General features: G+C 75.0%; 21 protein-coding genes and 1 pseudogene. 7 read left to right on the top strand and 15 right to left on the bottom strand.

The features are described 5' to 3' along the window. Positions 1–72: 72 nt before the first annotated feature. Positions 73–1198, bottom strand: a pseudogene (gene cds1, locus ACFF45_RS14570) (L-cysteine desulfhydrase Cds1). A 524-nt stretch (positions 1199–1722) separates the two neighbouring features. On the opposite strand from cds1, the gene ACFF45_RS14565 reads away from it, so the two are divergent. The 4 genes from ACFF45_RS14565 (at position 1723) to ACFF45_RS14550 (ending at position 4347) form a co-directional block, all read left to right on the top strand. Further along, a complete protein-coding gene (locus ACFF45_RS14565) occupies positions 1723–2046 on the top strand; it encodes a hypothetical protein (RefSeq protein WP_381346346.1) in 324 nt (107 codons plus the stop codon). 303 nt (positions 2047–2349) lie between these two features. Beyond that, positions 2350–2874, top strand: a complete 525-nt coding sequence (locus ACFF45_RS14560) for an ATP-binding protein (protein WP_381346344.1) — start codon at positions 2350–2352, stop codon at positions 2872–2874. Between the two features lie 296 nt (positions 2875–3170). Beyond that, entirely contained in the window at positions 3171–3758 is a 588-nt protein-coding gene (locus tag ACFF45_RS14555) for a TetR/AcrR family transcriptional regulator (RefSeq protein WP_381346342.1), read from the top strand. A 4-nt stretch (positions 3759–3762) separates the two neighbouring features. Continuing rightward, positions 3763–4347 carry a DUF4865 family protein gene (locus ACFF45_RS14550; RefSeq protein ID WP_381346340.1) on the top strand — a complete coding sequence of 195 codons (585 nt, stop codon included), beginning with the start codon at positions 3763–3765 and terminating at the stop codon, positions 4345–4347. Between the two features lie 199 nt (positions 4348–4546). On the opposite strand, the gene ACFF45_RS14545 is transcribed toward ACFF45_RS14550, so the two are convergent. Both ACFF45_RS14545 and ACFF45_RS14540 read right to left on the bottom strand, forming a co-directional pair. Next, a complete protein-coding gene (locus ACFF45_RS14545) occupies positions 4547–5788 on the bottom strand; it encodes an ROK family protein (RefSeq protein ID WP_381346338.1) in 1242 nt (413 codons plus the stop codon). Continuing rightward, a complete protein-coding gene (locus tag ACFF45_RS14540; protein ID WP_381346336.1) occupies positions 5785–6483 on the bottom strand; it encodes an alpha-ketoglutarate-dependent dioxygenase AlkB family protein in 699 nt (232 codons plus the stop codon). The genes ACFF45_RS14545 and ACFF45_RS14540 overlap by 4 nt, the downstream gene beginning before the upstream one ends. Positions 6484–6609: 126 nt before the next feature. On the opposite strand from ACFF45_RS14540, the gene ACFF45_RS14535 reads away from it, so the two are divergent. Together ACFF45_RS14535 and ACFF45_RS14530 are read left to right on the top strand one after the other, a co-directional pair. Then, on the top strand, positions 6610–7743 hold the full coding sequence (locus ACFF45_RS14535) for a methyltransferase (RefSeq protein ID WP_381346415.1): 1134 nt from the start codon (positions 6610–6612) through the stop codon (positions 7741–7743). Positions 7744–8385: 642 nt separating this feature from the next. Further along, a complete protein-coding gene (locus ACFF45_RS14530; RefSeq protein WP_381346334.1) occupies positions 8386–10218 on the top strand; it encodes a glycoside hydrolase family 15 protein in 1833 nt (610 codons plus the stop codon). 44 nt (positions 10219–10262) lie between these two features. Here ACFF45_RS14530 and ACFF45_RS14525 read toward each other — a convergent pair whose 3' ends face one another. From ACFF45_RS14525 to ACFF45_RS14475, 11 genes are all read right to left on the bottom strand, one after another. Continuing rightward, positions 10263–11522: a phosphodiester glycosidase family protein gene (locus ACFF45_RS14525; protein ID WP_381346333.1), complete on the bottom strand. Its 1260-nt coding sequence runs from the start codon at positions 11520–11522 to the stop codon at positions 10263–10265. Between the two features lie 182 nt (positions 11523–11704). Beyond that, the gene (locus ACFF45_RS14520) at positions 11705–13258 is read right to left on the bottom strand and encodes an ABC transporter ATP-binding protein (protein ID WP_381346331.1); all 1554 of its coding nucleotides are present in this window, start codon (positions 13256–13258) and stop codon (positions 11705–11707) included. Then, complete coding sequence (locus ACFF45_RS14515; RefSeq protein WP_381346329.1) at positions 13255–14055, bottom strand: ABC transporter permease; 801 nt, start codon at positions 14053–14055, stop codon at positions 13255–13257. The genes ACFF45_RS14520 and ACFF45_RS14515 overlap by 4 nt, the downstream gene beginning before the upstream one ends. Further along, on the bottom strand, positions 14052–15005 hold the full coding sequence (locus ACFF45_RS14510) for an ABC transporter permease (protein ID WP_381346327.1): 954 nt from the start codon (positions 15003–15005) through the stop codon (positions 14052–14054). The genes ACFF45_RS14515 and ACFF45_RS14510 overlap by 4 nt, the downstream gene beginning before the upstream one ends. Continuing rightward, the gene (locus tag ACFF45_RS14505; RefSeq protein ID WP_381346325.1) at positions 15002–16582 is read right to left on the bottom strand and encodes an ABC transporter substrate-binding protein; all 1581 of its coding nucleotides are present in this window, start codon (positions 16580–16582) and stop codon (positions 15002–15004) included. The genes ACFF45_RS14510 and ACFF45_RS14505 overlap by 4 nt, the downstream gene beginning before the upstream one ends. A 27-nt stretch (positions 16583–16609) precedes the next feature. Then, on the bottom strand, positions 16610–17407 hold the full coding sequence (locus ACFF45_RS14500) for a class I SAM-dependent DNA methyltransferase (RefSeq protein ID WP_381346324.1): 798 nt from the start codon (positions 17405–17407) through the stop codon (positions 16610–16612). Between the two features lie 9 nt (positions 17408–17416). After that, entirely contained in the window at positions 17417–18658 is a 1242-nt protein-coding gene (locus tag ACFF45_RS14495) for an MFS transporter (protein WP_381346322.1), read from the bottom strand. Beyond that, complete coding sequence (locus tag ACFF45_RS14490) at positions 18655–19689, bottom strand: dipeptide epimerase (RefSeq protein ID WP_381346321.1); 1035 nt, start codon at positions 19687–19689, stop codon at positions 18655–18657. Before ACFF45_RS14490 ends, ACFF45_RS14495 begins: the two co-directional genes overlap by 4 nt. Beyond that, positions 19686–20765, bottom strand: coding sequence for a PLP-dependent cysteine synthase family protein (locus ACFF45_RS14485; protein WP_381346319.1), 1080 nt, complete (start codon positions 20763–20765; stop codon positions 19686–19688). Before ACFF45_RS14485 ends, ACFF45_RS14490 begins: the two co-directional genes overlap by 4 nt. Then, positions 20762–21589, bottom strand: coding sequence for a Rossmann-like domain-containing protein (locus tag ACFF45_RS14480; RefSeq protein ID WP_381346318.1), 828 nt, complete (start codon positions 21587–21589; stop codon positions 20762–20764). The genes ACFF45_RS14485 and ACFF45_RS14480 overlap by 4 nt, the downstream gene beginning before the upstream one ends. Next, positions 21586–22842, bottom strand: coding sequence for an ATP-grasp domain-containing protein (locus tag ACFF45_RS14475; protein ID WP_381346316.1), 1257 nt, complete (start codon positions 22840–22842; stop codon positions 21586–21588). Before ACFF45_RS14475 ends, ACFF45_RS14480 begins: the two co-directional genes overlap by 4 nt. Before the next feature lie 737 nt (positions 22843–23579). Here ACFF45_RS14475 and ACFF45_RS14470 point away from each other — a divergent pair. Then, positions 23580–24485: an alpha/beta hydrolase gene (locus ACFF45_RS14470; protein ID WP_381346315.1), complete on the top strand. Its 906-nt coding sequence runs from the start codon at positions 23580–23582 to the stop codon at positions 24483–24485. Positions 24486–24562: 77 nt separating this feature from the next. Here the strand turns inward: ACFF45_RS14470 and ACFF45_RS14465 are convergent, their stop codons facing one another. Then, positions 24563–26017, bottom strand: coding sequence for a glyceraldehyde-3-phosphate dehydrogenase (locus ACFF45_RS14465; protein ID WP_381346314.1), 1455 nt, complete (start codon positions 26015–26017; stop codon positions 24563–24565). Positions 26018–26177 lie beyond the last annotated feature (160 nt).

The following is a 26177-nucleotide window of genomic DNA, read 5'->3' as shown; positions in this document are numbered from 1 at the left end:
CCAGCGGGCCAGCGGGCCAGCGGGCCAGCGGGCCAGCGGGCCAGCGGGCCAGCGGGCCAGCGGGCCGGCGGGTCAGTCCGGCCAGACGCCGGTGGCCAGCAGCGACTCGATCGCCGCGGTGTACGGGGTGATGTCCAGGCCCTGCTCGGCCAGCCAGGCGTCGGAGTAGTACTTGTCGAGGTAGCGGTCGCCCGGGTCGCACAGCAGGGTGACCACGCTGCCGGTGCGCCCCTCGGCGACCATCTCGGCGACGATCTTCAGCGCGCCCCACAGGCCGGTGCCCGTCGAACCGCCCGCCTTGCGGCCGATGACCCGCTCCAGGGCGCGCACCGCGGCGACGCTCGCCGCGTCCGGCACCTTCATCATCCGGTCGATCGCGCCGGGCACGAAGCTCGGTTCCATCCGGGGGCCGGCCGATACCCTCGATCCGGGAGCCGCGGTCGCAGGTGACGTCCGTGTCGCCGGTGGTCCAGCCCGCGAAGAAGCAGGAGTTCTCCGGGTCGGCCACGCACACGCGCGTGTCGTACTGCATGTAGCGGACGTAGCGCGCGATGGTCGCGGAGGTGCCGCCGGTACCGGCCGTGGCGACGATCCAGGCGGGTTCGGGGAACCGCTCCAGCTCCAGCTGGCGGAAGACGGATTCGGCGATGTTGTTGTTGCCGCGCCAGTCCGTGGCCCGTTCCGCGTAGGTGAACTGGTCCATGTAGTGGCCGCCGGTCTCGGCCGCCAGGCGGGCCGACTCCTCGTACATCCCGCGCGAGTCGTCCACGAAGTGGCAGCGGCCGCCGTGGAACTCGATCAGGCGGCACTTCTCGGCGCTGGTCGTGCGCGGCATCACCGCGATGAAGGGAACGCCGATCAGCTTCGCGAAGTACGCCTCGGAGACCGCCGTCGAACCGCTGGACGCCTCGATCACCGGGCGGCCCGGACGGATCCAGCCGTTGCACAGGCCGTAGAGGAAGAGGGAGCGGGCGAGGCGGTGCTTGAGGCTGCCGGTGGGGTGGGTCGACTCGTCCTTGAGGTAGAGGTCGATGCCCCAGTGCTCCGGCAGCGGGAAGCGCAGCAGGTGCGTGTCGGCCGAGCGGTTGGCGTCGGCCTGCACCTTGCGGACTGCGTCCTTGAGCCAGGCGCGGTAGGCGGCGTCGGTGCGGTCGACGTCGAGGGTGGCGCCGGTCCGGGTCTGCTGGGGGGTGGTCACGGCGGGGCTCCTTCAGGGCTGCACGCCGACGGCGTGTCGCGCGGCCGACACACCGATCATAGACAGCGAAGGCACGCTTCTCACCTGCACAAACGCATCTTTGGGCGGCCCAAAGCCGCACCTGGGGCGAGGACCTCCGGGCCGTCGGGCGAGGGTGCCCCGCCTCCCGGGCAGGGGGCGCGTCCGCCGGTGGGAAGTGCCTCACCGTCCGAGCCAGGGGCACGCCGCCGCCGGGCGAGAGGCGCCCCACGATCCGAGCCAGGGGGCGCCCCGCCGTCCGAGCGAGGGGGCGCCATCGCCGGGGCGACGGAGTGCCCACCGTCCGGGCGCGGGCGCCCGGGCCCTTCGCGGTGGACCGCCCGCGCCGCCTCCGAGACGGCCCCCGGGGGCGCATTCGCCTGAGTGCACCGGGTGGCTTATGCCCGGGTGACGTGCGCACTGGTGCGCGACTTCGGGGGCGTGCAGACTGCACCGGGCGGGACGGGCACCCGCACAGGACTCGCGGCGCGGAGGGGCACGAGGGCATGGCGGAGACGGAGTTCACGGCCCTGGGGGTGCGGATCGGGAAGGGCCTGCGCTCCCTCACCCGGGCCGGCCAGGTCCGGATCAGCGACGGCCGGGTGGAGTTGCTCACCAGCTACGGAAGCACGATCGACAGCGCGCCGGTGCAGGCGGTGCGGGCGTCGCAGCCGTGGTTCGCCGCCGGGGACCGGGCCCTGGCCGACCTCGGCGGCACGCGGTACGTGCTGACGCTGGGCGCGCACGACCCGGCGCCGGGCGAGCCGGGGCCGCCCGCGGCGCGCCGGTTCGTCGAGGCCGTGCGGCGGGCGGCGGGCCGCGATGCCTGACGGGCGGCGCAGGCCCGTCCCCGGGGGCCGGGGCGGGTGACGGACGAGTCGGAGCCCGGCGGGGGCCGGGCGGGCGTCGACACGCCGCGGTTGGCGAGAACTTGAGGGCCGCTTCCTGTCCGGAACACCGCGAGTTGCGGCCCCCCACCCCTTGCGTCACTCTGGTTTCACGTCACTCTGGGTTTACCGGCGATAACGCTGCGAACCAGCCCGCCGGCCACGACAGCAGGCGGCCGTTTCACGCAGGCGCTGCTGGATCCGAACTCCGTGTTCTTCCGGACCTCACGTCGGGGAGTCGCAGCCGTGATCAGTCACCCAAGCAGGCACTGCACGGTGGAGCTCCAAGCCCTGCCGTCGCGGATCGGCCAGGTCCGCAGAATCGTATCCGCGCAGTTGCGCTACTGGCACCTCGATCCCTTGATAGACCGAGCGGCGCTCGGTGTGACGGAACTGCTCTCGAACGTCCACCGACACGCCCAACCCGACAAGACGTGCACCGTGGAGATCGAGCTGCTGCTCGACCGGCTCACGGTCTCGGTGCGCGACCACGACCCGCGCCTGCCCGTCGTGGCGGACGCCGACCCGCTGGCCACCTGCGGGCGCGGGCTCGCCATGGTGGCGGCGATGAGCGAGAGCTGGGGCGTACGGCCGGACGGCGACAGCGGCAAGGTCGTGTGGTTCACGCTGCCCACGACGGCTCCCGCCGTGAAGGTGCCGCCGCGCCCGGCCCGCCGCCCGGCCACCGAACCGGTGCGCCGGTTCGCGGCGGTCGAGCCCGTGGGCCGCACGCCCGAACACACTCCCGCCCGGTCGGCCGTCGTCGGCTGACCGGGCGGTGAGCAGCCCGCACGGAACCCGCTGAACGCGCCCGGGGGGTGAGCGGCCGGGGCCGCCGGCCCGCCGAACCCACCCGCGCGGGACCGGCAGGAGCCCACCGGGACTGCCCGGACCGTCCATACCACCGGGACCGCCCGGACCACCCGGACCGCCCGGACCGCCCGGACCACCGGGACCGCCCGGACCACCCGGACCGCCGGGACCGCCCGGACCGCCGGAACCGCCCGGACCGCCGGAACCACCCGGACCGCCGGAACCACCAGGGCTGGCGAATCGTAACTACTAGTATGTACAGTACGTGCATGACCACCTCGGAGCGACTGATCGAGTCCACCCGTGAGCTGCTGTGGGAACGGGGCTACGTGGGCACGAGCCCCAAGGCCATCCTGGAGCGCGCGGGCGCCGGGCAGGGCAGCATGTACCACCACTTCAAGGGCAAGCCCGATCTCGCGCTGGCCGCGATCCGGCGGACCGCCGAGGAGATGCGGGCCACCGTCGAGAAGGTGCTCACCGGGCCGGGAACGCCGTACCAGCGGATCGAGGCCTACCTGCGGCGGGAGCGCGACGTGCTGCGCGGCTGCCCGGTCGGCCGGTTGACCATGGACCCGGACGTGATCGCCAGCGACGAGCTGCGCGCGCCCGTCGACGAGACGCTCGACTGGCTCCGTGAGCGGCTCGCGAGCCTGGTCGAGGAGGGCCGGGAGCAGGGCCGGTTCGCGGCGCACCTGAACGGCGAGGAGATCGCCGCGGCGATCGTCGCGACCGTGCAGGGCGGTTACGTCCTGGCCCGCGCGTCCGGGTCCCCGGCCGCCTTCGACACCGGGGTGCGCGGCCTGCTGGCCCTGCTCGCCCCCGCGGCCGCCCGGGAGGGCTGATCCGGTGCACGCCATGCAGTACGAGCGCACCCTGCCCGCCGACTACGACATGGGCGTCGTCCGCGCGCGGGTGGCGCGCCTGGGGCATCTCCTGGACGACTGGGAGGGCCTGGGCTTCAAGGCGTACCTGATCCGGGAGCGCGGGATGCACGGGTCTCCCGTCAACCAGTACGCGCCCTTCTACCTCTGGCGCACCGTGCGGGGCATGAACTCCTTCCTCTGGGGAGGCGGTTTCCAGGGCTTCAGCGACGACTTCGGGCGGCCCGCGGTGCGGCAGTGGACCGGGCTGGCGTACGAGCCCGGCGCCGCCGCCGGGGAGCACGCGCGCGTGGCCGTGCGCAGGTGCACGCCCCTGCCGGAGGGTGCGGTGCCGGCGGAGGCGGCCGGGGACGCGGCGCGGGAGGCGGGGCGGCTGGCGGCCGAGGACGGCGCGGTGGGCGCGGTGGCGGCCGTGGACACCGCACGCTGGGAGCTGGTCCACTTCTCGCTGTGGACGCACGACGCGCCGGAGGGCGAGGGCGAGGTGTTCCAGGTGCTGCATCTGTCCGCGCCGGAGCGGCGGGCGCTGCCGCGGGGGCGCCAGTGGTGAGCGGCGGCCCCGGGACGCCGGGGCCGCCGCGGCGGGTGCGGCCGCGGCTCGAACCGGCGGTGGGAGCGGACGTCGTGGAGCGCGTGCCCACCCGGAGCGCGGCACAAGCCTTCGCCGCCGAGTGGCGCTGACCGGCACCGGGCCGTGACGGGCCTCGGCCGGCGCCCGGCCCGTCGTCCGGCTCGGCGCGCCGTCCGGCTCAGGCCGCCGCCAGCGCCCCCAGCGGATCGTCCAGCACCGGCTGCCAGGCCAGCTCCGCGGCCCCGACCAGGCTGTTGTGGTCGAGGGAGCAGGCCAGGATGGGCACTCCCCCGCTCTGTCCCCACAGGCTGCGGTCCGCGACCACGGCCCGAAGCCGCGCCGGATCGGCGTCCAGGAGGGTGCGGTGCAGACCGCCCAGGATGATGCGGTCGGGGTTGAGGATGTTCACCAGACCGGCGAGTCCCAGTCCCAGCCGGTCGATGAGCGCCTCGGCGGCCGTGCGCACGGCGAGGTCGGCGTACTCGTGCCGGATCAGGTCGTTGGCCTGCTGGAGCAGGGACACCTCGGGGCCGGGCGCGCGGCCCGCCGTGGTGAGGAAGGCCAGCGGGTCGGCCTCGACGTCGAGGCAGCCGCGGCTGCCGCAGTGGCAGGGCCGGCCCTCGGGGTTGACGGTGAGGTGGCCCACCTCGAGCGCCAGGCCCGAACTGCCGGTGTGCAGCCGCCCGTCGAGCACCAGCGCACCGCCCACGCCCCGGTGCCCGGTGGCCACGCACAGCAGGTCGCGGGCGCCCCGCCCGGCGCCGTGCCGGTGCTCGGCGAGGGCGGCGAGGTTGACGTCGTTGGCCGCGAACGCGGGCCCGGTGATCCCGGCCGCGCGGACGCACTCGGCGAAGATCTCCCGCACCGGCGCCCCCGCCGGCCAGGCCAGGTGCAGCGGGTTCAGCGCCAGCCCCGCCGGCTCGGCGACCGCGGACGGCACGGCGAGCCCGGCGCCCACGCAGCGCCGCCCGGTCTCGCGCAGCAGCTCGCCGCCCGCCTCCACCACCGACCGCAGGACCTTCGCCGGATCGGCGTCGACGGTCTCGCAGCCGGGCGCGGTGGCGACGATCCGCCCGCCGAGGCCGACCAGCGCGGCCCGGAAGCCGTCGGCGTGCACCTGAGCGGCGAGCGCCACGGGGCCGTCGCCGGCGAGTTCCAGCCGGTGCGAGGGGCGCCCCTGGGACCCGGCGGCGGCAGGCCGCGCGTCCACGCGGATCAGGCCGAGCGCCTCCAGTTCCGCGGCGACCGCGCCGGCCGTGGCGCGGGTGACGCCGAGTTCCGCGGTGAGGACGGCGCGGGTCGGGGCGCGTCCGGTGTGCACGAGCTCCAACGCGGGCCCGAGCGCGCCGCGCCCCCGGTCCAGCCGCGTTCTCGAGGTGGTCCCTTCCCCCGCCGTCCGGGGGTCCGCCTTGCCGCTCATGAGGGCGAGTCTCCCATGATCCGTTCGTCCGGCGGTTCGCCCGCCCGGAAGCCGCTCACCCGCAGGGTGACGTTCAGCCGCCCGGTCAGCCCCAGCCGGCGGGGCGCCGTTCCCGGCAGTACGCGCGGCACCCCGTGGTAGGCGAGCCGCGACGGCCCCCCGAACACGAACAGGTCGCCGCTGCGCAGCTCGACGTCCGTGTACGGGCGCGCGCGGGTCCCGGTGTTGCCGAAGCGGAAGACGCAGCTGTCGCCGAGGCTCAGGGACACCACCGGCGCGTGCGACTTCTCGTCGCCGTCGCGGTGCATGCCCATGCGGGCGTCGGCTCCGTAGAAGTTGATCAGTGCGATGTCGAACGGGGCCCCGGACGCGGCCTCGGCGCCGAGCGCGTCGGTGACCGCGCGCCGGCCCAGTTCGGCGAGCCAGGCCGGGAAGGGCTTCACCGGGGCGCCGTCGCCGTCGACGACCGTACGGGCGTAGGCGTACGGGTACCAGTGCCAGCCCAGGCAGACCTGCCGGGCGGTCATGGTGCCGCCGCCCGGAGTGCGGACCGTGCGCAGCCCGGCGGGCGGCCGTGCCCACTCCCGGCAGGCCCGGAGCAGCTCGCGCTGGCCGTCCCCGTCCAGCCAGTCCGGCACGTGCACCGCGCCCGGCGCGATCTCCGTACGGTCCCTGGGGAACAGCTCGGCGTCCATGCCGTCCATCCTCCCGCGCCGGCCGTGAGCTGCGGCCAGCTAGTGCCACGGCAGGCAACGTTCGCCCCGTCGCGGGCAGACATTGCCTGCCGCGGCACTAGCCTGGACGGCACGATGAACGACCGTATGACGACGCCCTGGGGCGAGCTCGCGCTGGCCCGTTTCCCCGAGGACCCGCGGGACCGCCTGCGCGCGTGGGACGCCTCCGACGAGTATCTGCTCAGGCACCTGGCGGACCGGGACGTCCGGTTGTCCGGCACGGTCGTGGTGCTCGGGGACCGCTGGGGCGCGCTGGTCACGGCGCTGGCCAGGCACCGGCCGGTGCAGATCACGGACTCCTTCCTCACCCAGGAGGCGACCCGGGCGAACCTCGCCCGCAACGGCGTCGAGCCGGGCGCGGTGTCCCTGCTGACCACCCGGGACGCGCCGCCGGAGCGGGTCGACGTGCTGCTGGTGCGCGTCCCGAAGAGCCTGGCGCTGCTGGAGGACCAGTTGCTGCGGCTGGCGCCCGCCGTGCACGCCGGCACGGTCGTCGTCGGCACCGGCATGGTGAAGGAGATCCACACCTCGACGCTGGAGCTGTTCGCGCGGATCCTCGGGCCGACCCGGACCTCGCCGGCGGAGCGGAAGGCGCGCCTGATCCTCTGCACGCCGGATCCGTCGCTGGAGCGGCCCGCGAACCCGTGGCCGTACCGCTACGCGCTGCCCGAGGGGGTCGGCCCGGTGTCCGGGCGTGCGGTCGTCAACCACGCGGGCGTCTTCTGCGCCGACCGGCTCGACATCGGCACGCGGTTCTTCCTCGCCCATCTGCCGCCCACGCGCGGCGGCCAGCGGGTGGTGGACCTGGGCTGCGGCAACGGTGTCGTCGGTACGGCGGTGGCGCTGGCCGGCCCGGCCGCCGAGGTGCTGTTCGTGGACGAGTCGTTCCAGGCCGTGGCCTCGGCGGAGGCGACGTACCGGGCGAACGGCGGACCCGGGCACGCCGAGTTCCGGGTCGGGGACGGGCTGGCCGGGGTGGCGTCCGGCAGTGTCGACCTGGTGTTGAACAATCCGCCGTTCCACTCGCACCAGGCGACGACCGACGCGACCGCGTGGCGGATGTTCACCGGGGCGCGGCGGGCGCTGCGGCCGGGCGGCGAGCTGTGGGTGATCGGCAACCGGCACCTGGGGTACCACGTGAAGCTGCGGCGGCTGTTCGGGAACAGCCGGCTGGTGGCGAGCGACCCGAAGTTCGTGGTGCTGAAGGCGGTCAAGCGGTAGCGGGCGCGTCCGGCGTGCGCGGCAGGTCCGCCACCGTGCGCGTCAGCGCCTCCCGGCCCACGCCGAGGCACGTGCGCGAGTCGACGGCCTTTCGGGTGCGCGTCGGGGAAACGCCCTGATCGCGCCGGTCGTCGCGATGCCGAGGCGGTGCCGACGTCGACCTTGGTGATGCCGCCCGCGACCGCCGCCGTCAGTTCGCCGTCCGAGACGCCGGAGAAGCCGCGCCGGACGAGCGGCCACGGCGGCGGGACGCCGGAGAAGCCGCGCCGGACGAGCGGCCACGGCGGCGGGGCGCCGGAGGAGCCGCGCCGGACGAGCGGCCACGGCGGCGGACGAGGAGACGGTGCGGCGGTTCGAGGGGGCGGGGGTGGCGGTGATCGCGGTCTGAGGGCGGCCCGCCGCTTCCCGGCGGCCGTGGTCTGCGGAGCCGCACCGACATTCGGAGCGGCAGCGTCCCAGAAGACCTCATCGCTCCGGCGCGGCAGCGTGCCGGCGCAGCCGCGCTCGGGGCCCCACCGCTCCCGGACGGCCGCCCGCGCACCCCGCACACCCCTGATCCACCGGATCTTCGCGTTCCGCCGTCCGCCTGTTCGATGCCGCCTAAGCTGGAAGCGCGCTGAAGCGGCCATCTGGGAGGCGGCGATGGACGGAACACCGAACGGCGGGGCGTCCGGGCGCCCCCGGTACCTGCCGATCGCCGAACACGGGCTGATCGGCGACCTGCGCAGTGTCGCCCTGGTGGGCACCGACGGCACGATCGACTGGTACTGCTGCCCGGCGTTCGACGCGCCGAGCGTCTTCGCGTCGATCCTGGACGCGGAGCGGGGCGGCAGCTTCGAGCTGGCGGCGGCCGTCCCGGCGAAGACCAAGCAGTTCTACTTCCCCGACACCAACGTCCTGATCACCCGGTTCTTCACCGAGGACGGCGTCGGCGAGGTGCAGGACTTCATGCCGATCAGCGGGGAGCGGGACGAGGTGGCCCGGCACCGGCTGATCCGCCGGGTGCTGTGCGTCCGCGGTTCGATCCCGTTCCGCGCGCGCGTGGCACCCCGCTTCGACTACGGCGCCCGGCCGCACACCGCGCGCATGGCCGGCGACGTGGCGGTGTTCGAGTCCAGCGAGCTGTCGCTGGCGCTGACCGCCACGGTGCCTCTGGAGGCCGACGGGCTCGACGCGCACGCCGACTTCAAGCTCGCCGAGGGCGAGTCGGCGGTGTTCGCGCTGGACCAGGTCGGCGGCGACGTGACACCGCGCTGCTGCCCCGGCCAGGAGGCGGAGGAGCAGTTCGCGGCGACGGTGGCGTACTGGCGGCGCTGGCTGTCCGCCTCCAAGTACCGGGGCCGCTGGCGGGAGATGGTGCACCGCTCCGCGCTCACCCTGAAGCTGCTCACCTACGCGCCCACCGGCGCGATCGTGGCCGCGCCGACCACCAGCCTGCCCGAGCAGCTGGGCGGCGAACGCAACTGGGACTACCGGTACGTCTGGGTGCGCGACGCCGCCTTCTGCGTGTACGCGCTGCTGCGGCTGGGCTTCACCAGCGAGGCGGCCGAGTTCATGCAGTTCGTGACCCGGCACATCAGCCCGGGTGACGGCAAGCCCTCCGGCCCGCTGCAGATCATGTACGGCATCGACGGCCGCACCGACCTGACCGAGCGGGAGCTGGCCCACCTCGAAGGGCACGAGGGGTCGACGCCGGTGCGGATCGGCAACGCCGCCGCCGAGCAGCTCCAGCTCGACATCTACGGCGCGCTCATCGACTCCATCTACCTGTACGACAAGTGGGCGCAGCCGATCTCCAGCGCCCAGTGGGACGACGTGTGCGCGCTGGTCGACTGGGTGTGCGAGCACTGGGACCAGCCGGACGAGGGCATCTGGGAGACCCGCGGCGGCCGCAAGAACTTCCTCTATTCGCGGCTGATGTGCTGGGTGGCGATCGAGCGGGCCATCCGGATGGCCAACCGGCGCGGCCTGCCCGCGGACATCGTCCGGTGGCGGGGCGTCCGCGACACGATCTACCGGCGGATCATGACTCGCGGCTGGTCCGAGCGGCGGCAGGCGTTCGTCCAGCACGAGGACGACGAGGTGCTCGACGCGGCGGTGCTGATGATGCCGCTGACGAAGTTCATCGCGCCCACCGACCCCAAGTGGCTGTCCACGCTGGACGCCCTCACCCACGACCTGGTCTCCGACTCGCTGGTCTACCGCTACGACCCGGTGGCCAGCCCCGACGGGCTGCGTGGTGACGAGGGCACGTTCTCGATCTGCTCGTTCTGGTACGTCGAGGCGATGGTGCACGCCGGGCGGGTGGACGAGGCCCGGCTGGCGTTCGAGAAGATGCTCACCTACGCCAACCATCTCGGCCTGTACGCCGAGGAGATCAGCCACACCGGCGAGCAGCAGGGCAACTTCCCGCAGGCGTTCACCCATCTGGCGCTGATCAGTGCGGCGTTCAACCTGGACAAGGCCCTCGGCTGACCGGCCGGCCCGGGGCCGGCCGGTCGCCGTTGCGGCGCTCCGGGTCAGTCGCGGTAGACCAGCGCGTCGCCCACGAACCGCTCGGTGGTGCCGCTCGGCTTGTTCACCAGCTCGCCCCGGACGGACATGGCCGTGGAGCCGCCACCGTCCAGGTTGACCGCGTCGTGCAGGCCCAGCGCCTGCGCGACGGCGGCGGTCTCGTCCAGGGTGGTGCCGACGCTGCCGGTCATCCGGCCGTCGATGGTCGCGAGGACGATCTCGCCGTCCTCCGTGGTGCCGCCGACGGTGCGCGGGTTGCGGGCGAAGAAGCTGCCCGTGCCGTCCGGTACCACGACCTGGCCGCCGGCCGTCAGCCGGTACCGGCCGTTGACGCCGTGCAGGTGCTGGTGCACCGGGACCCGGTCGCCCTTCTCGTCGACGAGGACGGAGGTGGTGTGCAGGCAGCCGCCGGCCGCCACCCGGACCAGGGCGGCCGCCTCACGCCCGGTCGCCTGGAGGGACGTCTGGCCGGCGGTCAGCGCGGTGCCCCGGGTCGCCGAGGTGCGCACCACGCAGCCCCGCCGGTCCAGGACCACCTCGACACCGGCGCCGGACGGGGTGGACGCGGCGAACTCGGGCGTGAAGCGGACGACGTCACCGGGCCGGGTGCACGCGGTCTGGTCCGGCAGGGTGGCGCAGCCGGCGGGGACGACCGGCGGGTGGTTGAGGAACTCCAGCGGCAGGCTCGCCCCCGTCGCGCGGTTGCGCGCGCTGCCGGACCAGCTCAGCTTGCCCATGACGACGCGGTCGCTGCGGGAGTCCACCACGAAGTTGACCTCGGCGGGGTCGCTGGTCGGCTCGCTGAGCAGCTTGCCACCGTACAGTCCGAGCCCGACCGGGTCACCCGGGTACTGGGTGTTGGCGGTGAAGGTGAAGAAGGAGGCGTTGACGCCCACGAGCGCGCCGGTGGTGCGGACCAGGTCGGTGGTCTTCTCGGTGCGGGCGAGGTCGGGGCCGTAGGTGGTGTCCAGGTGGCCGCGGGCCTTGCGGGGGTCGATGGTCAGCACGTTGACCACCCAGGGGCCGCGGGTGGTGGTGTTGATCTCGTCGGCCGGAGCGGGCTCGGTGCCCCGGACGATACGGGTGAGGGTGACGCCGTCGGCCAGGGACTGGCTGGTGCGGGTCTCCGCCAGGTCGGCGTCGCCCAGGGGCAGGCCCGGCTCGGCGTCGGCGGCCTGGGCCGAAGGGGCGGCCAGCAGGGCCAGGGTGGCGGCGGTGGCCGCGGCGGCTCGTGACAGTCCGGCTCGGTACGAGGTCGTTGTCATGCTCGCGAGGCTCCGAGCCGCAGGCAACGGCCACCGCTGCGCGAGTTGACGCCACACCACCGTCCGGATTAACAACGTGCTGCGCCACTTGACTGGTTGCCCGGGAGGTGACGGCCGTGGGGTACGGCGGGTGGCCCGCCGGTGAAGGGCCCCGGCCCGGGCCGGTCCGCGGCCACGCTCCGTCAAGTCCCGGCCGGCCGCTTGGTGGTCTCCATGAGGGACACGGTAAAGGGGTGCCGGGGCGCGTCGAGTACATGGCCGGCCGATCCCAGCTCGACCAGTTCCCCGGCGTCCAGGACGGCGACGCGGTGGGCCAGGCGGGCGGTGTCCAGGTCGTGGGTGATCAGGACGAGGGACAGGCCGTCGCCGTCGCGGAGCAGTCCGGCGAGAACGTCGAGGATGCCCCGGCGGGTGACCGTGTCCAGGCCCGAGGTGACTTCGTCGCAGATCAGGACGCGGGGGCGGGCGAGCAGGGCGCGGGCGAGGGCGGCGCGCTGGAGTTCGCCGCCGGAGAGCCGGGCGGGGCGGCGGCCGGCCAGGTCCGCGGGGAGACCGAGGCGGGCGAGCGTGTCCAGGGCCCGCGCCCGGGCGGTCCGCTCGTCCGCGCCGCGCAGGCGGACGGCGGTGCGGGCGACCTGGTCCAGGACGGGCCGGTAGGCGTCGAAGGCGGCGTGGGCGTCCTGGAAGACGTACTGCACCGCGGCCAGCTGCGCCCGGTCGCGCTCGCGCAGACTGCGCGGCAGCGCCCGGCCGTCGAGCAGGATCTCGCCGTCGTGGTCGCGGTGCAGGCCGGCCAGGCAGCGGGCCAGGGTGGTCTTGCCGCTGCCGGAACGGCCCACGACGGCCAGGCATTCGCCCGCACCGAGACCGAGTTCGGGCACCCGCACGGCCGCCGTCGTACCGCGCCGGCCGCCGTCGCGGTGAAACGCCGTCAGCTCCCGCACCCGCAGCACGCTCTCCCGCGCTGCCGGAACGCCGCCACCGGCCACCGGCGTCCGCGTGCGCAGCAGCCGGCGCGTCCACGCGTGCCGCGGGGCGTGCCACAGCCGCTCCGGCGGGCCGGACTCCACGACCCGCCCGGCGCGCAGCACCAGCACGTCGTCGGCGAGCGCGCGCACCACGTCGAGGTCGTGACTGAGCAGGACCACCGCGATCCCCCGGGCCGCGACCGCCTTGAGTTCGTCGACGATCCGGCTCTTGGTGAGCGGGTCCTGGCCGGTGGTGGGCTCGTCGGCGACGACGACCCGGGCGCCCAGCAGCAGCGCCTGCGCGAGGACGACGCGCTGCTGCTGGCCGCCGGACAGCTGGTGCGGGAAGCGGCCGAGCAGCGCCGCGCCGTCGGGCAGCTGCGCGTCGGCCAGGGCGCGCAGGACGTGCGCGCGGGCCGCCGCCCTCCGCTCCCGGCGCGGCAGCTCCCGTACCCGCCGGCGGGCGATGTCGTCCAGCAGCGCCGACACCCGGCGGGCCGGGTTGAGCACGGTCGCCGGATGCTGGGGCACATGTCCGACGGCCGCCGGTGCCCGTACCGCACCGGTGACCCGGGCGCCCGGCGGGTACTGCCCCAGCAGCGCGAGCCCGGTCGTGGTCTTCCCGCTGCCCGAGGCGCCGACCAGGGCGGTCACCCGGCCGGGCAGGACCCGCAGGCTGACGCCGTCGACGACGGCCCGGCCGTCGATCTCGACGCGCAGGCCGGTGATCTCCGCGACGGGTTCGGGACGGTTCGGCAGGTCGTTCACGGGCGTCGGTCCTTTGCCGGGCCGCGTCTGTCCAGCGCGGCGTCGAAGAGCAGGTTGGCGCCCGTGGTCAGGGCGACGATCAGCAGGGCGGGCAGCACGACCGCCCAGGGCTGCACGGCGAGGCCGGTGCGGTTGCGGTCCACCATGACCGCCCAGTCGGCGGCGTCCGGTGCGACCCCGACGCCGAGGAAGGCGGCCGTCGCGACCAGGTAGAGCACGCCGGTGAGCCGGACGCCGGCGTCGGCGGCGAGGGTGCGCAGCGCGGACCGGCCGACGTAGCCCACGGCCGTCCGCCACCAGGTCTCGCCCTGCATCCGCAGCGCCTCGACGGCGGGCCGGGCGGCGGCCTCCGCGGCGGCGGCGCGGACGATCCTGGCCGCGTCCGGGACGTTGACCACGGCCACGAGCAGCGCCAGCCCGGCCGTACCGGGCTCGAACACCGAGGCCACCAGCAGGATCAGCAGCAGCGACGGCACGGCGAGCAGCACGTCCAGGGGCCGCATCAGCAGGTCCTCCAGCAGCCGCCGCCGGGTGAGCGCGGCAAGCAGGCCGAGCGGCACGGCGACGGCGTACGCCAGGGCCGTCGCCGCGAGCGCGGTCAGCACCACCGGGCGGCCGCCGTGCAGCACCTGCTGCCAGACGTCCCGCCCGACGAAGTCGGTACCGAGCCAGTGCCCGTCCCCGAGCGTGAAGGAGCGGGCGCGCGGGTCCGGCGCGCCGGCGAACAGCGGCCCCAGCAGGGCGAGGACGAGGGGAACGCCGGCGATGACCCCGCCGAGCAGGAACCTGGATCTCATGCGGCCACCCCCGCGCGCGGTGCGACCCGGTGGGCGATCAGGTCGGCGCCCAGGTTGAGGACGACGGTCAGCACGCCGAACACCACCGCGAGCCCCTGCACGACCGGCACGTCCCGTTCGGCGACGGCGTCGAGCAGGACGGTGCCCAGGCCGGGGATCACGAAGAGGGCCTCCACCACGATGACCCCGCACAGCAGCCAGTCGACGGTGCGGGCGAGTTGCTGCACGGCCGGGGCGAGGGCGTTGGGCAGGGCGTGGGCGTAGCGGACGCGGGCGCCGGAGACGCCGTAGCGGCGGGCGTGCACCGCGTACGGCGCCGCCAGGGCGTCGATCATGCCGGCCCGGACCAGCCGGGTCAGCGAGCACACCGGCCGGGACAGCAGCACCAGCACGGGCAGGACCAGCGCGGCCGGGTGGGCGAGCAGGTCGGTGCCGTAGCCGACGGCGGTCGGCGGCAGCCAGCCCAGCCGCAGCGACACCACGCTGACCAGCAGCACGCCCAGCGCGAACTCGGGGACCGCGTACACCGCGAGCGTCACCGAGCTGACCAGCCGGTCGACCGGCCGTCCCGCGTGCCGTGCCGCCAGCACCCCGAGGCCGAAGCCGAGCGGCACCAGCAGCACGAGGGTGAGCCCGGCCAGCAGCAGGGTGGGGCCGAAGCCGTCCGCGAGGTACCCGCCGACCGGGCGGCCGGAGGTGAGGGAGGTGCCGAAGTCGCCGTGCGCCAGCCCCGCCACCCAGTCGGCCAGCCGTTCGTGGGCCGGCCGGTCCAGGCGCAGGGTCTCGCGGATCACGGCGATCCGCGCCGGGTCGGGCTGGTCACCGGCCAGGGCGACCGCGGCGTCGCCCGGCAGCGCCTCGGTGAGCGCGAAGACCAGCAGCACCACGGCCGCGGTCTGCGCGACGCCGAGGAGCAGCCGCCGGGCGACGAAGGAGCGCAGTCCGCTCACCCGAGCCACACCTTGTCGAAGCGGGCCCAGTCCAGGGTGTTGGCGGGCGCGTCCCGCTCGACGCCCCGCACCGTGCGGGCCGTGCCGATGATCCAGTCGGCGAAGCCCCACACCAGGAAGCCGCCCTCGCTGTGCAGGCGGCGCTGCATCCGCTGGTACACCGCCGCCCGTTCCGCCTTGTCGCGGGTGGACTGGGCCTGCCGGTAGAGCGCGTCGAAGTCCCGGTGCCGCCACTGGGTGGCGTTGGTGGTGGAGTCGGTGAGCAGCCGCTGGGAGAGGTGGGCCTCGATGGGCATGGCTCCGGAGCGGTAGCAGGCGAGGGTGCCGGAGTCGAGGATGTCGCTCCAGTAGGAGTCCTTGCTGCCGGTCCGCACCTGCACGGTGACGCCCGCCTTCCGCGCCTGGTCGCGGAAGATGCTCGCGGCCTCGGTGAACCCGGCGGCCACGGCCGAGGTGTCGAGGGTCACCCTCAGGTCGTCGGCGCCGGCCTGCCTGAGCAGGGCGCGGGCCCTGCCGAGGTCCTGTTCCCGCTGCGGGAGCCCGTCGGCGTAGTACTCGTAGCCCTTGCCGAACAGGTCGTTGCCGATCTCGCCGGCGCCGGACAGCGCGCCCTCGACGAGTTCGCCCCGGTCGGCGATGAGGAAGAACGCCTGCCGGACCCGCCGGTCGTCGAAGGGCGGCCGGTCGGTCTTCATGGCGAAGGCCTGCATGGCGCTGTTGCGCAGCCGGACGATGTCGATCTGACCCTGGTTCTCGTGCGCGCGGGCGGTGGTCGGGTTCAGTTCGTGGGCGTACTCGACCTGGCCGGCGAGCAGGGCGTTGACGCGGGCGGACTCCTCGTTGGCGACGACGAACTCCAGTTCGTCGAGGTAGGGGGCGCCGTCCCAGTAGTCGTCGTGGCGGCGGACGACGGCGGAGCGGCCGGGGGCGAAGGAGACGAACCGGAACGGGCCGGAGCCGACCGGGTCGCGGTCGGGGCGGGTGGCGTGCTCGGGCACGACGTACGCGCCGAACGCGGCGAGCACGTTGGGGAATTCGGCGGTGGGCCGTTTGAGCACGAACTCGATGCTGCGCGGGCCGGTGGCGCGGCTGGCGTCGAGGTCGATGGGCTCCAGCGACGCCTTGGCGCGGAACGCCTGCCGGGGGTCGGCGATCCGGCGGTAGCTGTGCAGCACGTCGGCGGCGGTGACCGGCTTGCCGTCGTGGAAGGCGGCCTCGCGCAGGGTGACCCGCCAGCGGTCCATGGCCGTGTTCGCCTCCCATCCGGCGGCGAGCCGCGGCTCGGCGGCCAGGCCGGGCCCGTAGTCGGCGAGTTTGTCGAACAGCGCCTTGGCGCGGGCGACGTCGACGAAGAGGTTGGCCAGGTGCGGGTCGAGGGTCTCGCCGGCACCGCCGCCGGCGAAGGCGGCCCGCAGCCGCCCGCCGCGCCGGGGGGTGCCGTCGCCCTCGCCCGGGCCGGGGGCGTCGGGGGAGCCGCAGCCGGTGAGGGCGAGCGTGCCGAGGGAGGCGGCGCCGGTGGCGGCGAGGAAGCCGCGCCGGCGCAGGCCGGGGAGGCGGTCGTCGTGCAGGGTGCGCATGAGGGTTCCTTGGGGCGGAGGGACGGGTCAGTGGGTGGCGGTGGTGCGGCGTGCGACCAGGTGCAACCGGTCGGCGTCGGTGGCCGTGCCGGGCGGCCGGCCCTCCCGCCACGGGGGTTCGGTGCGCGGCCCGGGTCCGTCGTGCAGTTCCAGTACCTCGAAGCCGTGCGCGGCCAGCAGGTGCCGCAGCTCCTGCGGGAACAGCAGCCGCCAGGCCGACCGCTGCGCCACGGGCGCCGATCCGTCGTCCGCGGTCCAGGTCCGGACCCGGCGCAGGAGCTGGGCCGTGCGGTCCACGGTGAGGGTGGTGGTGGCGCGGTACTCCGTGCCCCGCAGGCGGAAGGTGTCGGTCTTCGGCGTGTCGAGCAGGTCCGTCCGGCCCAGGAAGTAGGCGCCGTTGCGCATCTCGGCGACCAGCAGGCCGCCCGGGGCGAGGGCCCGGCGGCAGGAGGTCAGGCAGCCGTCGAGCTGGTCGTTGGTGTGGCAGTACAGCAGCGCGCTGTCCAAGCACACCACCGCGTCGAAGGCGCCCCGGCCCAGGTCGAACCCGTGCAGGTCGGCACGGACGTACGCGGGTCCGGGGTGGTGCGCGCGGGCGTGCGCGAGCATCGCCGCGGAGAGGTCCGCGCCGGTCACCCGGCGCCCGGCGCTGTGCAGATGGGCGGCGTCGCGCCCGGTGCCGCAGCCCAGGTCCAGCACGCGGGGTCCGGCGCCGTACCGCCGCAGGCAGTCCTCGGTCCAGCGGCCGGCCAGCCGTTCCGGGTCGGGGAAGCGGGCCTCGTACAGCTCGGGGTGGTCGGTGAGGAGGTTGGCGGGGGTGGTCATGCGGCTCCTTCAGGCCCGGGCCGGTACGGCGGCCCGCGGCGGGGTGGGCAGCGCGTCGCGGCGGTGCAGCAGGGCAACGCCGAGCGCGGAGGCCAGTCCGAACAGGACGCAGCACGCCCAGGGCAGCCAGCGCGCGCCGCCCTGCCCGGTGTCCATGGCCCAGCCCACGACGGTGTTGCCGAGGGCGGCGGCGACGCCGGAGACGACGTAGAAGATCCCGTAGTAGGTGCCGGTCAGCTCGGGGCGGCCGAAGGCGGGGACCAGTTCCATGACGAACGGCGAGGCGATCATGAGACCGGTGTAGAGCAGCAGGGCGCCGAGCAGCACGGGGACGGCGTCCAGGAGCCCGCTGGAGGTGCTGCCCGCCACGGTGGCCGGCGGCAGGAACGCCAGGCCCGTCAGCAGCAGGCCGGCGCAGATCCAGCGGGCCCGGCTGCCGCGCCGCTTGAGGGCGCGGGTGAGGCGCAGTTGCAGGGTGAGGTTGACCAGGGTGCCGGCGAGGAAGACCAGTCCGGCCGCGCCGTCCCAGCCGGTGGCCTGGCGGGCGCCGGCCGGCAGCAGCAGGTAGAGCTGGTTCTCCAGGGTGAACAGGCCGACCATGGCCAGGGAGAACGCCAGGAACGCCCGGTTGCCGAGGGTCTCCCGCCAGTCGGCGAGGAACCCGCCCTCGCCCGGCTCGACCGGGCGCGCGGGCAGGACCAGGGCCTGCGCGACCGTGAGCACCGCGAAGATCGCGGCGGCGGTCAGCGCCGACGTGCGGAAGTCGACGAGCAGGAGCAGGCTGCCGAGCAGGGGGCCGAGCAGCGCGCCGGTCGTGGCGAACACGTTGAACAGCGCGAACGCCTCCGCCTTGCGCTCCCCCGACTCCTGCGCCAGGTAGGCTCGGACGGCCGGGTTGAACAGAGCCCCGGCCAGTCCGCTCAGCACGGACGCGGCGAGCAGCACCGGCAGTGCGTCGCCGAGCGCGAACAGCCCGAACCCGACGGTCCGCAGCGCGCACCCGGCGATGATCACGCCCCGGGCGCCCAGCCGGTCGGAGGCGGAGCCGCCGATCACGAACAGGCCCTGCTGGCTGAGGTTGCGCACGCCGAGGACGATGCCGACGACGGCCGCCGACATGCCGAGGTTCTCGGTGAGGTGGGTGGCGAGGTAGGGGATGAGCAGGTAGAAGCCGGTGTTGACGCCGAGCTGGTTGACCAGCAGCAGGCGCACGGCGAGCGGGAACGTGCGTATCTCGTGCCAGGTCCTCACGGCGCCACCTCCGTCACGCCCAGTCCGGGACGGTCGCCCGCGCGGACGTGGCCGTCGGTGCCGCCGATCCCGGTCCACGGGTCGTGCGCGAGCAGCAGATGGCCGTCGAGGTCGGCCCAGCGGGCACGGTCGGCCAGGTGCACGGCGGGGGCGAGGCCGAGGGTGCTGGCGGTGAGGCAGCCGAGCATCAGCGCGGTGCCGCTGCCCTGGAGGGCGTCGGCGATGCGCAGGGCCGCGTGGACGCCGCCGCACTTGGCGAGTTTGACGTTGACCCCGTGCACCCGTCCGGCGAGGCGGCGGGCGTCGTCGAGGCCGACGGCGTCCTCGTCGGCGATCACCGGCAGCGGAGAGCGCGTGGCGAGCGCGCCGAGCGCCTCGGGGTCGCCGGGGGCGAGGGGCTGTTCGACGGCTTCGACGCCGAGGCCGGCGAACGCGGCGAGCAGCGCGGGGGCCTGCCCGGGCGTCCAGGCCCCGTTGGGGTCCAGGAGCAGCCGGGCGCCGGGCGCGGCGGCGCGGACGGCGCGGACCCGCTCGACGTCGTCCGCGGGGTCGGGTGTGCCGGCCTTGACCTTCAGGAGGGTGAAACCGGCGGCGGTCAGGCGCCGGGCCTGGGCGGCGGCGTGCCCGGGTGCGCAGATGCCGATGGTGCGGGCGGTGGCGGCCACGGGCGCGCGGGGCGCGCCGAGGAGGCGGTGCACGGGGGTGCCCGCCCGCTTGCCGACCAGGTCCAGGAGGGCCGACTCGACGGCGGCGGTGACGGCGGCCGCCGTGTCACCGGCCAGCTGCCCGGCCCGCAGTGCCTCCAGGGCGGTCTCGGGGTCGGCGAAGCGGTGCAGGCCGACGGCGTCGAGGAGGCGGGCGAGGGTGTCGGCGTCGAGACCGTGGTACACGCTGCTGACGGCCTCTCCGTGGCCGGACAGCCCGTCGTGTTCGACGGTCAGCCACACGGCGTCGCGTGCGGACATGGTGGAGCGGGAGATGCGCAGCGGCTCGGCGAGGTCGAGCCGCACGGTGCGTCGAGTGGCCTTCACCGGTGGACTTCCGGGAGGTCGAGCGGGTCGGTGACACGGGTGCAGCGCACCCATCCGGTGGCCTCGGCGGCGCGCGGGTGCGGGATCTCGACGGGGCGGCGGGCCGCGGTGGCGGGGTCGATGCCGTGCGCGGTGGTGAAGTCGTCGTCGTAGACGGTGCCGAGGTAGCGGTGCGGGCCGTCGGGGAAGACGGTGGCGACCACCGCGCCGGGGTGCACGCGGGCCGCCCAGGCGGAGACGCGCGCGACCGCGCCGGTGCTCCAGCCGCCGGTGACGAAGGCGCTGCGGGCGAGCCGGCGGCAGCTGTCCACGGCCTCGGCGGGCCCGACCCAGTGCACCTCGTCGAAGGCGTCGTAGGCGACGTTGCGGGGGTGGATGCTGCTGCCGAGGCCGCGCATCAGCCGGGGTCTGGCGGGCTGGCCGAAGATGGTGGAGCCGGTCGCGTCGACGCCGATCAGCCGCAGGCCGGGCCAGTGCCGGCGCAGCGGGCCGACGAGTCCGGCGCTGTGCCCGCCGGTGCCGACGCTGCACACCAGGATGTCCAGATGGTCGAGCTGGGCGGCGAGTTCGGCGGCGAGGGAGGCGTAGCCGGCGGTGTTGTCGGGGTTGTTGTACTGGTCCGGCCAGTAGGCTCCGGGCAGGTCGGCGAGCAGTTCGCGCAGCCGGGTGAGGCGGGCCGCCTGCCAGCCGCCGCGCGGGGCGGGCCGGTCGACGATGTCCAGCCGCACGCCGTGGGCGCACAGCAACTGCCGCATGGACGGCTCCAGTTCCCGGTCGCCGACCAGCACCACGGGGTGGCCGAGGGTTTGTCCGGCGAAGGCGAGGCCGAGGCCGAGCGTGCCGGACGTCGACTCCACGACCGGCGCGCCGGGCCGCAGCTCGCCGCGCTCGCGGGCGCCGAGCAGCATGGACAGCGCGGCCCGCGCCTTCATCCCGCCCGCCGCGAGCCCTTCGAGCTTGGCCCAGAAGCCGGGGTGCGGTCCGGGCAGTTCGGCGCCGATCCGGACGACGGGGGTACGGCCGAGGAGGTCGAGCAGTTCGGGGCGCGCCGGGGCGCGTACGGCGGTGGTGGTCATCGCACGTCCTCGCGGTAGCGGTGGATGACGCCGGGCCCGCCGTCCAGCCAGAAGAAGGGGTACGGCTCCGCGCACACGGCGCTCACGCCCTGCCCGAGGAAGCGGGGCAGCACGGCGCTGCCGGTCTGGGCGAACATCACCAGCTGCTTGCCGTGCCGCAGCGCGTGCCGGCGCAACGGGTCGAAGGTGCCGTTGCCCAGTGTCATACCGGAGACGAGCAGCGCGTCGCAGCGCTCGGCGGCGGCGAGGGCGTCGGTGGCGACGGGCTCGTCCCACTCGGTGACCCCGCCCTTGAGGTCGCAGGGCAGGTAGCCCAGACCGCGCGCACGCAGCGCCTCCAGCAGCGAGTTGACGACGCCGACGACCAGGACGGTGGCCCCGGCCGGCAGGTCGAGCAGTTCGGTCACGGCACGCGCGCGGGCCCGCGACTTCGCCAGCGAGGACCCGGCGGGCAGCCGCACCGGCTCCGCCCCGTGTTGCGGAGCGTGCGGGGCGACGTGCGCCAGGTAGGCGTCGAGGGCCGCCACCCGCACCGGGAGCAGCGGGTGGCCGAGCAGCCGGGCGACGTCCGCGCCGACGCAGTCGTCGAGCGCGGTCTCGGGCAGCGTTCCGGGTTCGACGGCGCAGGAGCCGACGGCCTCGGCCAGGCGCAGGCTGAGCACCTCGTTGCGGTAGCCGGTGCCGCGCCCGGTGTGCCGTACGGCCTGCCGGGTGGTGAAGGCGACCGCGATCCGCCGGGTGGCGGGGTCCGGGCCGAGCGCCCCGGCCCGGACGCGGGCGACGAGGTCGGCGAGGGTGCGGTATGCCGCCGTGTCGAGGGTCATCGGATCACCAGCCCGGTGCGCACCCCGGCGAGCAGGGCCTCGACACGGTCGCGGGCGCCGGGGCCACCGGGGTCGCCGGCCATGACGTGTCCGAGGTACTCGTTGTTGCTGCCGGCCGCCTTCACCTGCGTACCGGGTGCGGTGAGCTGTACCTCCAGCACGTCGGGGGCGTCCTCGAGGGCGGTGCCGTCGAGGGCTTCGAGGGTGCCCGCGGTGTGCGGCAGGAGGAAGCCGATGGCGGCGCTGCGCAGGCCGGTGTCGGTGCGGCGCAGGTCGGGGGCGCGGCCGAGGGCGACGTCGACGAAGGCGGCGGCGAGGTCGATGCCGGTGACGTGGCGGACCAGTTCGGTGATGCGGTTGCCCGCGGGGCGCGGGTTGACCTCGACGACCCGCGGCCCGGCGGAGGTCAGCCTGATCTCGGTGTGCGCGACCACGCCCTCGGTCAGCCCGAGCGCCTTCAGGGCGCGCAGCGCGGTCTGTTCGGCGGCCTCGGCGTCGGCGGGGGTGAGCGCGGCCGGGAACATGTGGCCGGTCTCGATGAAGGCGGGCGCCCCGCCGAGGCTCTTGTCGGTGACGCCGACGACGTGCACGGCGCCCGCGTGCGAAACGGTTTCGACGCTCACCTCGGGGCCGTCCAGCAGTTCCTCCAGGAGCACGACCGGCGCCCGGCGCTGTCCGCGGGCGTTGACCGGGAAGCCGGCCAGGGCCCGGCAGGCGGTCGCCAGCTCGGCCTCGTCGTCCACCCGCCGGACGTACATGCCGGCGCACAGGTCGACGGGCTTGACGACCAGCGGGTAGCCGATCTCCTTCGCGGCGCGGGCGATGTCCGCCCACTCCCCGTGGACGGCGAAGCGCGGCTGGGGCACCCCGGCACCGGCGAGGACGCGGCGGGTGGCGTCCTTGCGGCAGGCGTTCCCCACCGCCTCCGGGCCCGGCCCGGGCAGCCCGAGGCGGCCGGCGATCCGGGCCGCCACCGGCAGGTAGTAGTCGCAGGACGTGAGCACGCCGTCGAAGCCCAGCACCGCGTGCAGCCGTTCGACCTCGGGCAGCAGGGCCTCGGGGTCGTTGGTGTCGGCGGTGACGACGTTGCGGGCGCCCAGCAGCGGGTGGGCCGTGCCCTCCGGCGCGGAGCGCAGATAGTGGTGCAGGTCACGGGTGAGGAAGGTGAACTCGTGACCGCCTTCCCGGATCGCACGCGGCAGCAGCCTGCTCATCGAGCCGACCCAGCTCTCGACCACCAGCAGATGACCCACAACTCCCCTTTTCGGACGGGTTCTTCAGACGTCGGGGCAGCCCGGCGGGCCCGCTCGGGGCGGGCGCCGGGTTGTGCGCAGGCCACAGTAGCGACAATGAATCCCATTGTCATCTGATCATTTGACAGTCGTTCGGAGCGCCTGGTGCTTCATCCCTCCCGCCGCACCGCCCTGTTGTGCGCCCTCGCGGCCGGCGCCGCGCCCTCTCCCCCGCCGCCCCGGCGGGGTCCGCGCACGCCGTGGCCGCCTCCGCCCTCCGCTTCGGCCGCCGCCCCGCCTCGGTACCGGCCCCGCCGCCCCGGACCGCGTCGAGTGCGGTCGCGCGACCGCGCCCCTGGACCGGGACCGCCCGCGCGGGCGGCGCGTCGGGACAGCCGTCTCCCGCGTCCCCGCCTCGGGCACACCCGCCGAACGGCGCGGCGCCCTGCTGGCCGACCCGGGCGGACCGGGCGGCTCCGGGCTGCCGTGCGCGGTGACGAAACGGGCGAAACCGCCGGAGCGCGTGCGGCGTTCGTACGACGTGGCCGGCTTCGACCCGCGCGGTGTCGGCCTCGGCGCGCCCGTCGCGTGCGGCCCGATGGGCGGCCTCTTCGACAGCCCGGCCGCGGATCCGGTGCCGGTGGGCCCGGCGGCGGAACGGGCCTACCTCGACTCACTGCGGGACCTGGCGGACGACTGCGCGGCGGGCGCGGGCGGCGCGCTGCCGTACCTGAACCACCGAACGGACCGCGCACGACATGGACGCGATCCGGACCCCGCTCGGCGAGCCGGTGACGAACTCCCCGGGGGTCTCGTACGGCAGTCGGCTGGGCGCGGCGTACGCGGCCCTGCATCCGCACCGGGTGGGCCGGATGGTCCTGGACAGTGTGGTGGGCCCGTGGAGTCGGTACGCCTTCGACGCCGTCCAGAGCCGTGCGCTGCTGCGGCAGCGGGACCTCTGCTTCGCGTGGACGGCCGCGCACGCGGACCGTTTCGGACCGGGCGGTGGTCCGGCCGGCGTCCGCGCGGCCGGTCTGCGGGTGCGGCGCGGGGTGGCGGCGCGTCCGGTGGAGGGCTTCGGTGCGGCGGAGTTCGACCGGGCGGTGTACCGCGCCCTGGGCCGCACCGAGCGGTGGGCGGGGCTCGCCGACGGTCTGCGCGCCTGCCCGCGGGAGGGCACGGTGGCGGGGCTGCGTCCCGCATCCCCCTTCGGCAGCGCGTCCTCGCGCAACTGCGAGGCGGCGAACCGGGTCGTCACGTGCGCCGACGGGCCCGGGCCCACACCGGGCCGCGTCCTCGCGGACCTCCGCCGCACCCGCCGCATCGATCCCCGGCCGGTCCTCACCGGCCTGGAGGCATCGGCCCGCGCCTACTGGCGGTACCGCCCCGCCCGCCGCACCCCGCTGGGCGGCCCCGGCGCGCCGCCGCTGCTCCTGGTGGCCTCGGCGCACGGTCCGCTCACGCCGGCCGCGGGGGCGCGTGAGCTGCGCCGGGTCCTGCCCGGCTCACGGCTGGTGACGCTGGAGAACGACTACGCGCACGGCGTGTTCGCGAGCCGGGGGAACGCGTGCGTGGACGGTACGGTGGCCGCGTACCTGGTCGGCGGCGCGGTCCCGGCGGCGGACGTGCGGTGTGCCGGACCGGGACTGCCGCGGGTGTCCTGAGCGACCGGCGACGCCCGGACCGCGGGTGAACGCGGTCCGGGCGTCGCGGCGGCCGCCGGAGGACACCGGTCGCCGGGTCAGGCCACCGGCGCCGGATACGTCGGGTACTCCACGCCGGAGACGTACTGGACGACCCGGACGACCTGGCAGGAGTAGCCGAACTCGTTGTCGTACCAGAGGTAGAGGATGGCGTTGTCGCCCTCGACCTTGGTGGCGCCGGCGTCGACGATCGAGGCGTGGCGCGAGCCGATGAAGTCGCTGGAGACCGCGTCGGGGGCGGTGATGAAGTCGATCTGGCGCTTCAGCGGCGAGGTCAGCGACACCTCGCGGAGGTGGTCGAGGACTTCCTCGCGGGTGGTCTCGCGGGCGAGCTGGAGGTTGAGGATGGCGATCGAGACATCCGGCACGGGCACGCGGATCGAGCTGCCGGTGATCTTCGCCTGGAGGCCGGGCAGCGCCTTGGCGACGGCGGAGGCGGCGCCGGTCTCGGTGATGACCATGTTCAGCGGCGCGGAGCGGCCCCGGCGGTCGGCCTTGTGGTAGTTGTCCAGCAGGTTCTGGTCGTTGGTGAACGAGTGGACGGTCTCCACGTGCCCGCGCACCACGCCGAACTCGTCGTCCATCGCCTTCAGCGGCGGGACGATCGCGTTGGTGGTGCAGGACGCGCAGGACAGGACGGTCTCGTCCGGTTTGAGCGTCTCGTGGTTGACGCCGTGCACGATGTTCGGCACGTCACCCTTGCCGGGCGCGGTGAGCACGACCTTGGCGATGCCCGGCCGCAGGTGCCTGGACAGGCCCTCGCGGTCGCGCCACTTGCCGGTGTTGTCGATGAGGATGGCGTCGCTGATGCCGTACGCCGTGTAGTCCACCGACATCGGGTCGTCGGAGTAGATCACCTTGATCTCGTTGCCGTTGGCGACGATCGTGCTGGTCGCCTCGTCCACGGTGATCGTGCCCTGGAACTGGCCGTGGATGGAGTCGCGGCGCAGCAGCGAGGCGCGCTTGACGAGGTCCTCGTCGGCCCGTCCGCCGCCGCCCCGGACGACGATGGCGCGCAGCCGCAGGCCGTTGCCGGAGCCGGCCTTCTCGATCAGCAGCCGGGCGACCAGGCGGCCGATGCGGCCGAAGCCGTAGAGGACGACGTCGCGCGGTGCGCGACGCTCGGTCCGGTCCGCGCCGGTGGCCCCGGCGACCGCCTCGGCGGTGAACTCCTCGACGCTCAGGCCCCGGTCGTCGGCCGGGTACGTGGCGGCGAGCATGCCGATGTCGATCTGGGAGGGACCGAGGTCGAGGGTGGTGAGCGCCTGGAGGAAGGGCATCGTCTCGGTGACCGAGAGCTCGGCGCCGGCGATCTGGCGGGCGAACCGGTGGGCTTTGAGGATGCTGATGACCGACGTGTTCACCAAGGAGCGGCTGTGCAGCAGGACGGTGACGTCCCGTTCGCGGTGCAGCTTCCCGATGATCGGAATCATCGACTCCGCGATCTCTTCGCGGTTCTTCCAGTTGGTGAACGAGTCGTCGTTGAGAGTCACGGGGCCTATCTTTCGAGCTAGGTGGCGCTCATATGCTTACCACACCGCAGATCCGGCCATTCACCCGGTGGCCACGGACCGTTCCCCTACCCCCCGGCGGGGCGGCGGCCGTCGCGGCCGGCATCCTCAATTCCGTTGCCAGTCAACGGGATTGACGGGG

Source organism: Streptomyces cinereospinus, from assembly GCF_042430725.1.
GTDB lineage: Bacteria > Actinomycetota > Actinomycetes > Streptomycetales > Streptomycetaceae > Streptomyces > Streptomyces cinereospinus.
This window is presented reverse-complemented; position numbering and strand designations above follow the sequence as displayed.

What these genes read in the sequence shown, in the direction of transcription:
- ACFF45_RS14500 (WP_381346324.1), bottom strand. Translation starts at nt 17,407, where the DNA reads ATGACCACCCCCGCCAACCTCCTCACCGACCACCCCGAGCTGTACGAG.
- ACFF45_RS14565 (WP_381346346.1), top strand. Translation starts at nt 1,723, where the DNA reads ATGGCGGAGACGGAGTTCACGGCCCTGGGGGTGCGGATCGGGAAGGGC.
- ACFF45_RS14505 (WP_381346325.1), bottom strand. Translation starts at nt 16,582, where the DNA reads ATGCGCACCCTGCACGACGACCGCCTCCCCGGCCTGCGCCGGCGCGGC.
- ACFF45_RS14535 (WP_381346415.1), top strand. Translation starts at nt 6,610, where the DNA reads ATGACGACGCCCTGGGGCGAGCTCGCGCTGGCCCGTTTCCCCGAGGAC.
- ACFF45_RS14480 (WP_381346318.1), bottom strand. Translation starts at nt 21,589, where the DNA reads ATGACCCTCGACACGGCGGCATACCGCACCCTCGCCGACCTCGTCGCC.
- ACFF45_RS14530 (WP_381346334.1), top strand. Translation starts at nt 8,386, where the DNA reads ATGGACGGAACACCGAACGGCGGGGCGTCCGGGCGCCCCCGGTACCTG.
- ACFF45_RS14515 (WP_381346329.1), bottom strand. Translation starts at nt 14,055, where the DNA reads ATGAGATCCAGGTTCCTGCTCGGCGGGGTCATCGCCGGCGTTCCCCTC.
- ACFF45_RS14540 (WP_381346336.1), bottom strand. Translation starts at nt 6,483, where the DNA reads ATGGACGCCGAGCTGTTCCCCAGGGACCGTACGGAGATCGCGCCGGGC.
- ACFF45_RS14525 (WP_381346333.1), bottom strand. Translation starts at nt 11,522, where the DNA reads ATGACAACGACCTCGTACCGAGCCGGACTGTCACGAGCCGCCGCGGCC.
- ACFF45_RS14485 (WP_381346319.1), bottom strand. Translation starts at nt 20,765, where the DNA reads ATGACCACCACCGCCGTACGCGCCCCGGCGCGCCCCGAACTGCTCGAC.
- ACFF45_RS14470 (WP_381346315.1), top strand. Translation starts at nt 23,580, where the DNA reads ATGGACGCGATCCGGACCCCGCTCGGCGAGCCGGTGACGAACTCCCCG.
- ACFF45_RS14555 (WP_381346342.1), top strand. Translation starts at nt 3,171, where the DNA reads ATGTACAGTACGTGCATGACCACCTCGGAGCGACTGATCGAGTCCACC.
- ACFF45_RS14545 (WP_381346338.1), bottom strand. Translation starts at nt 5,788, where the DNA reads ATGAGCGGCAAGGCGGACCCCCGGACGGCGGGGGAAGGGACCACCTCG.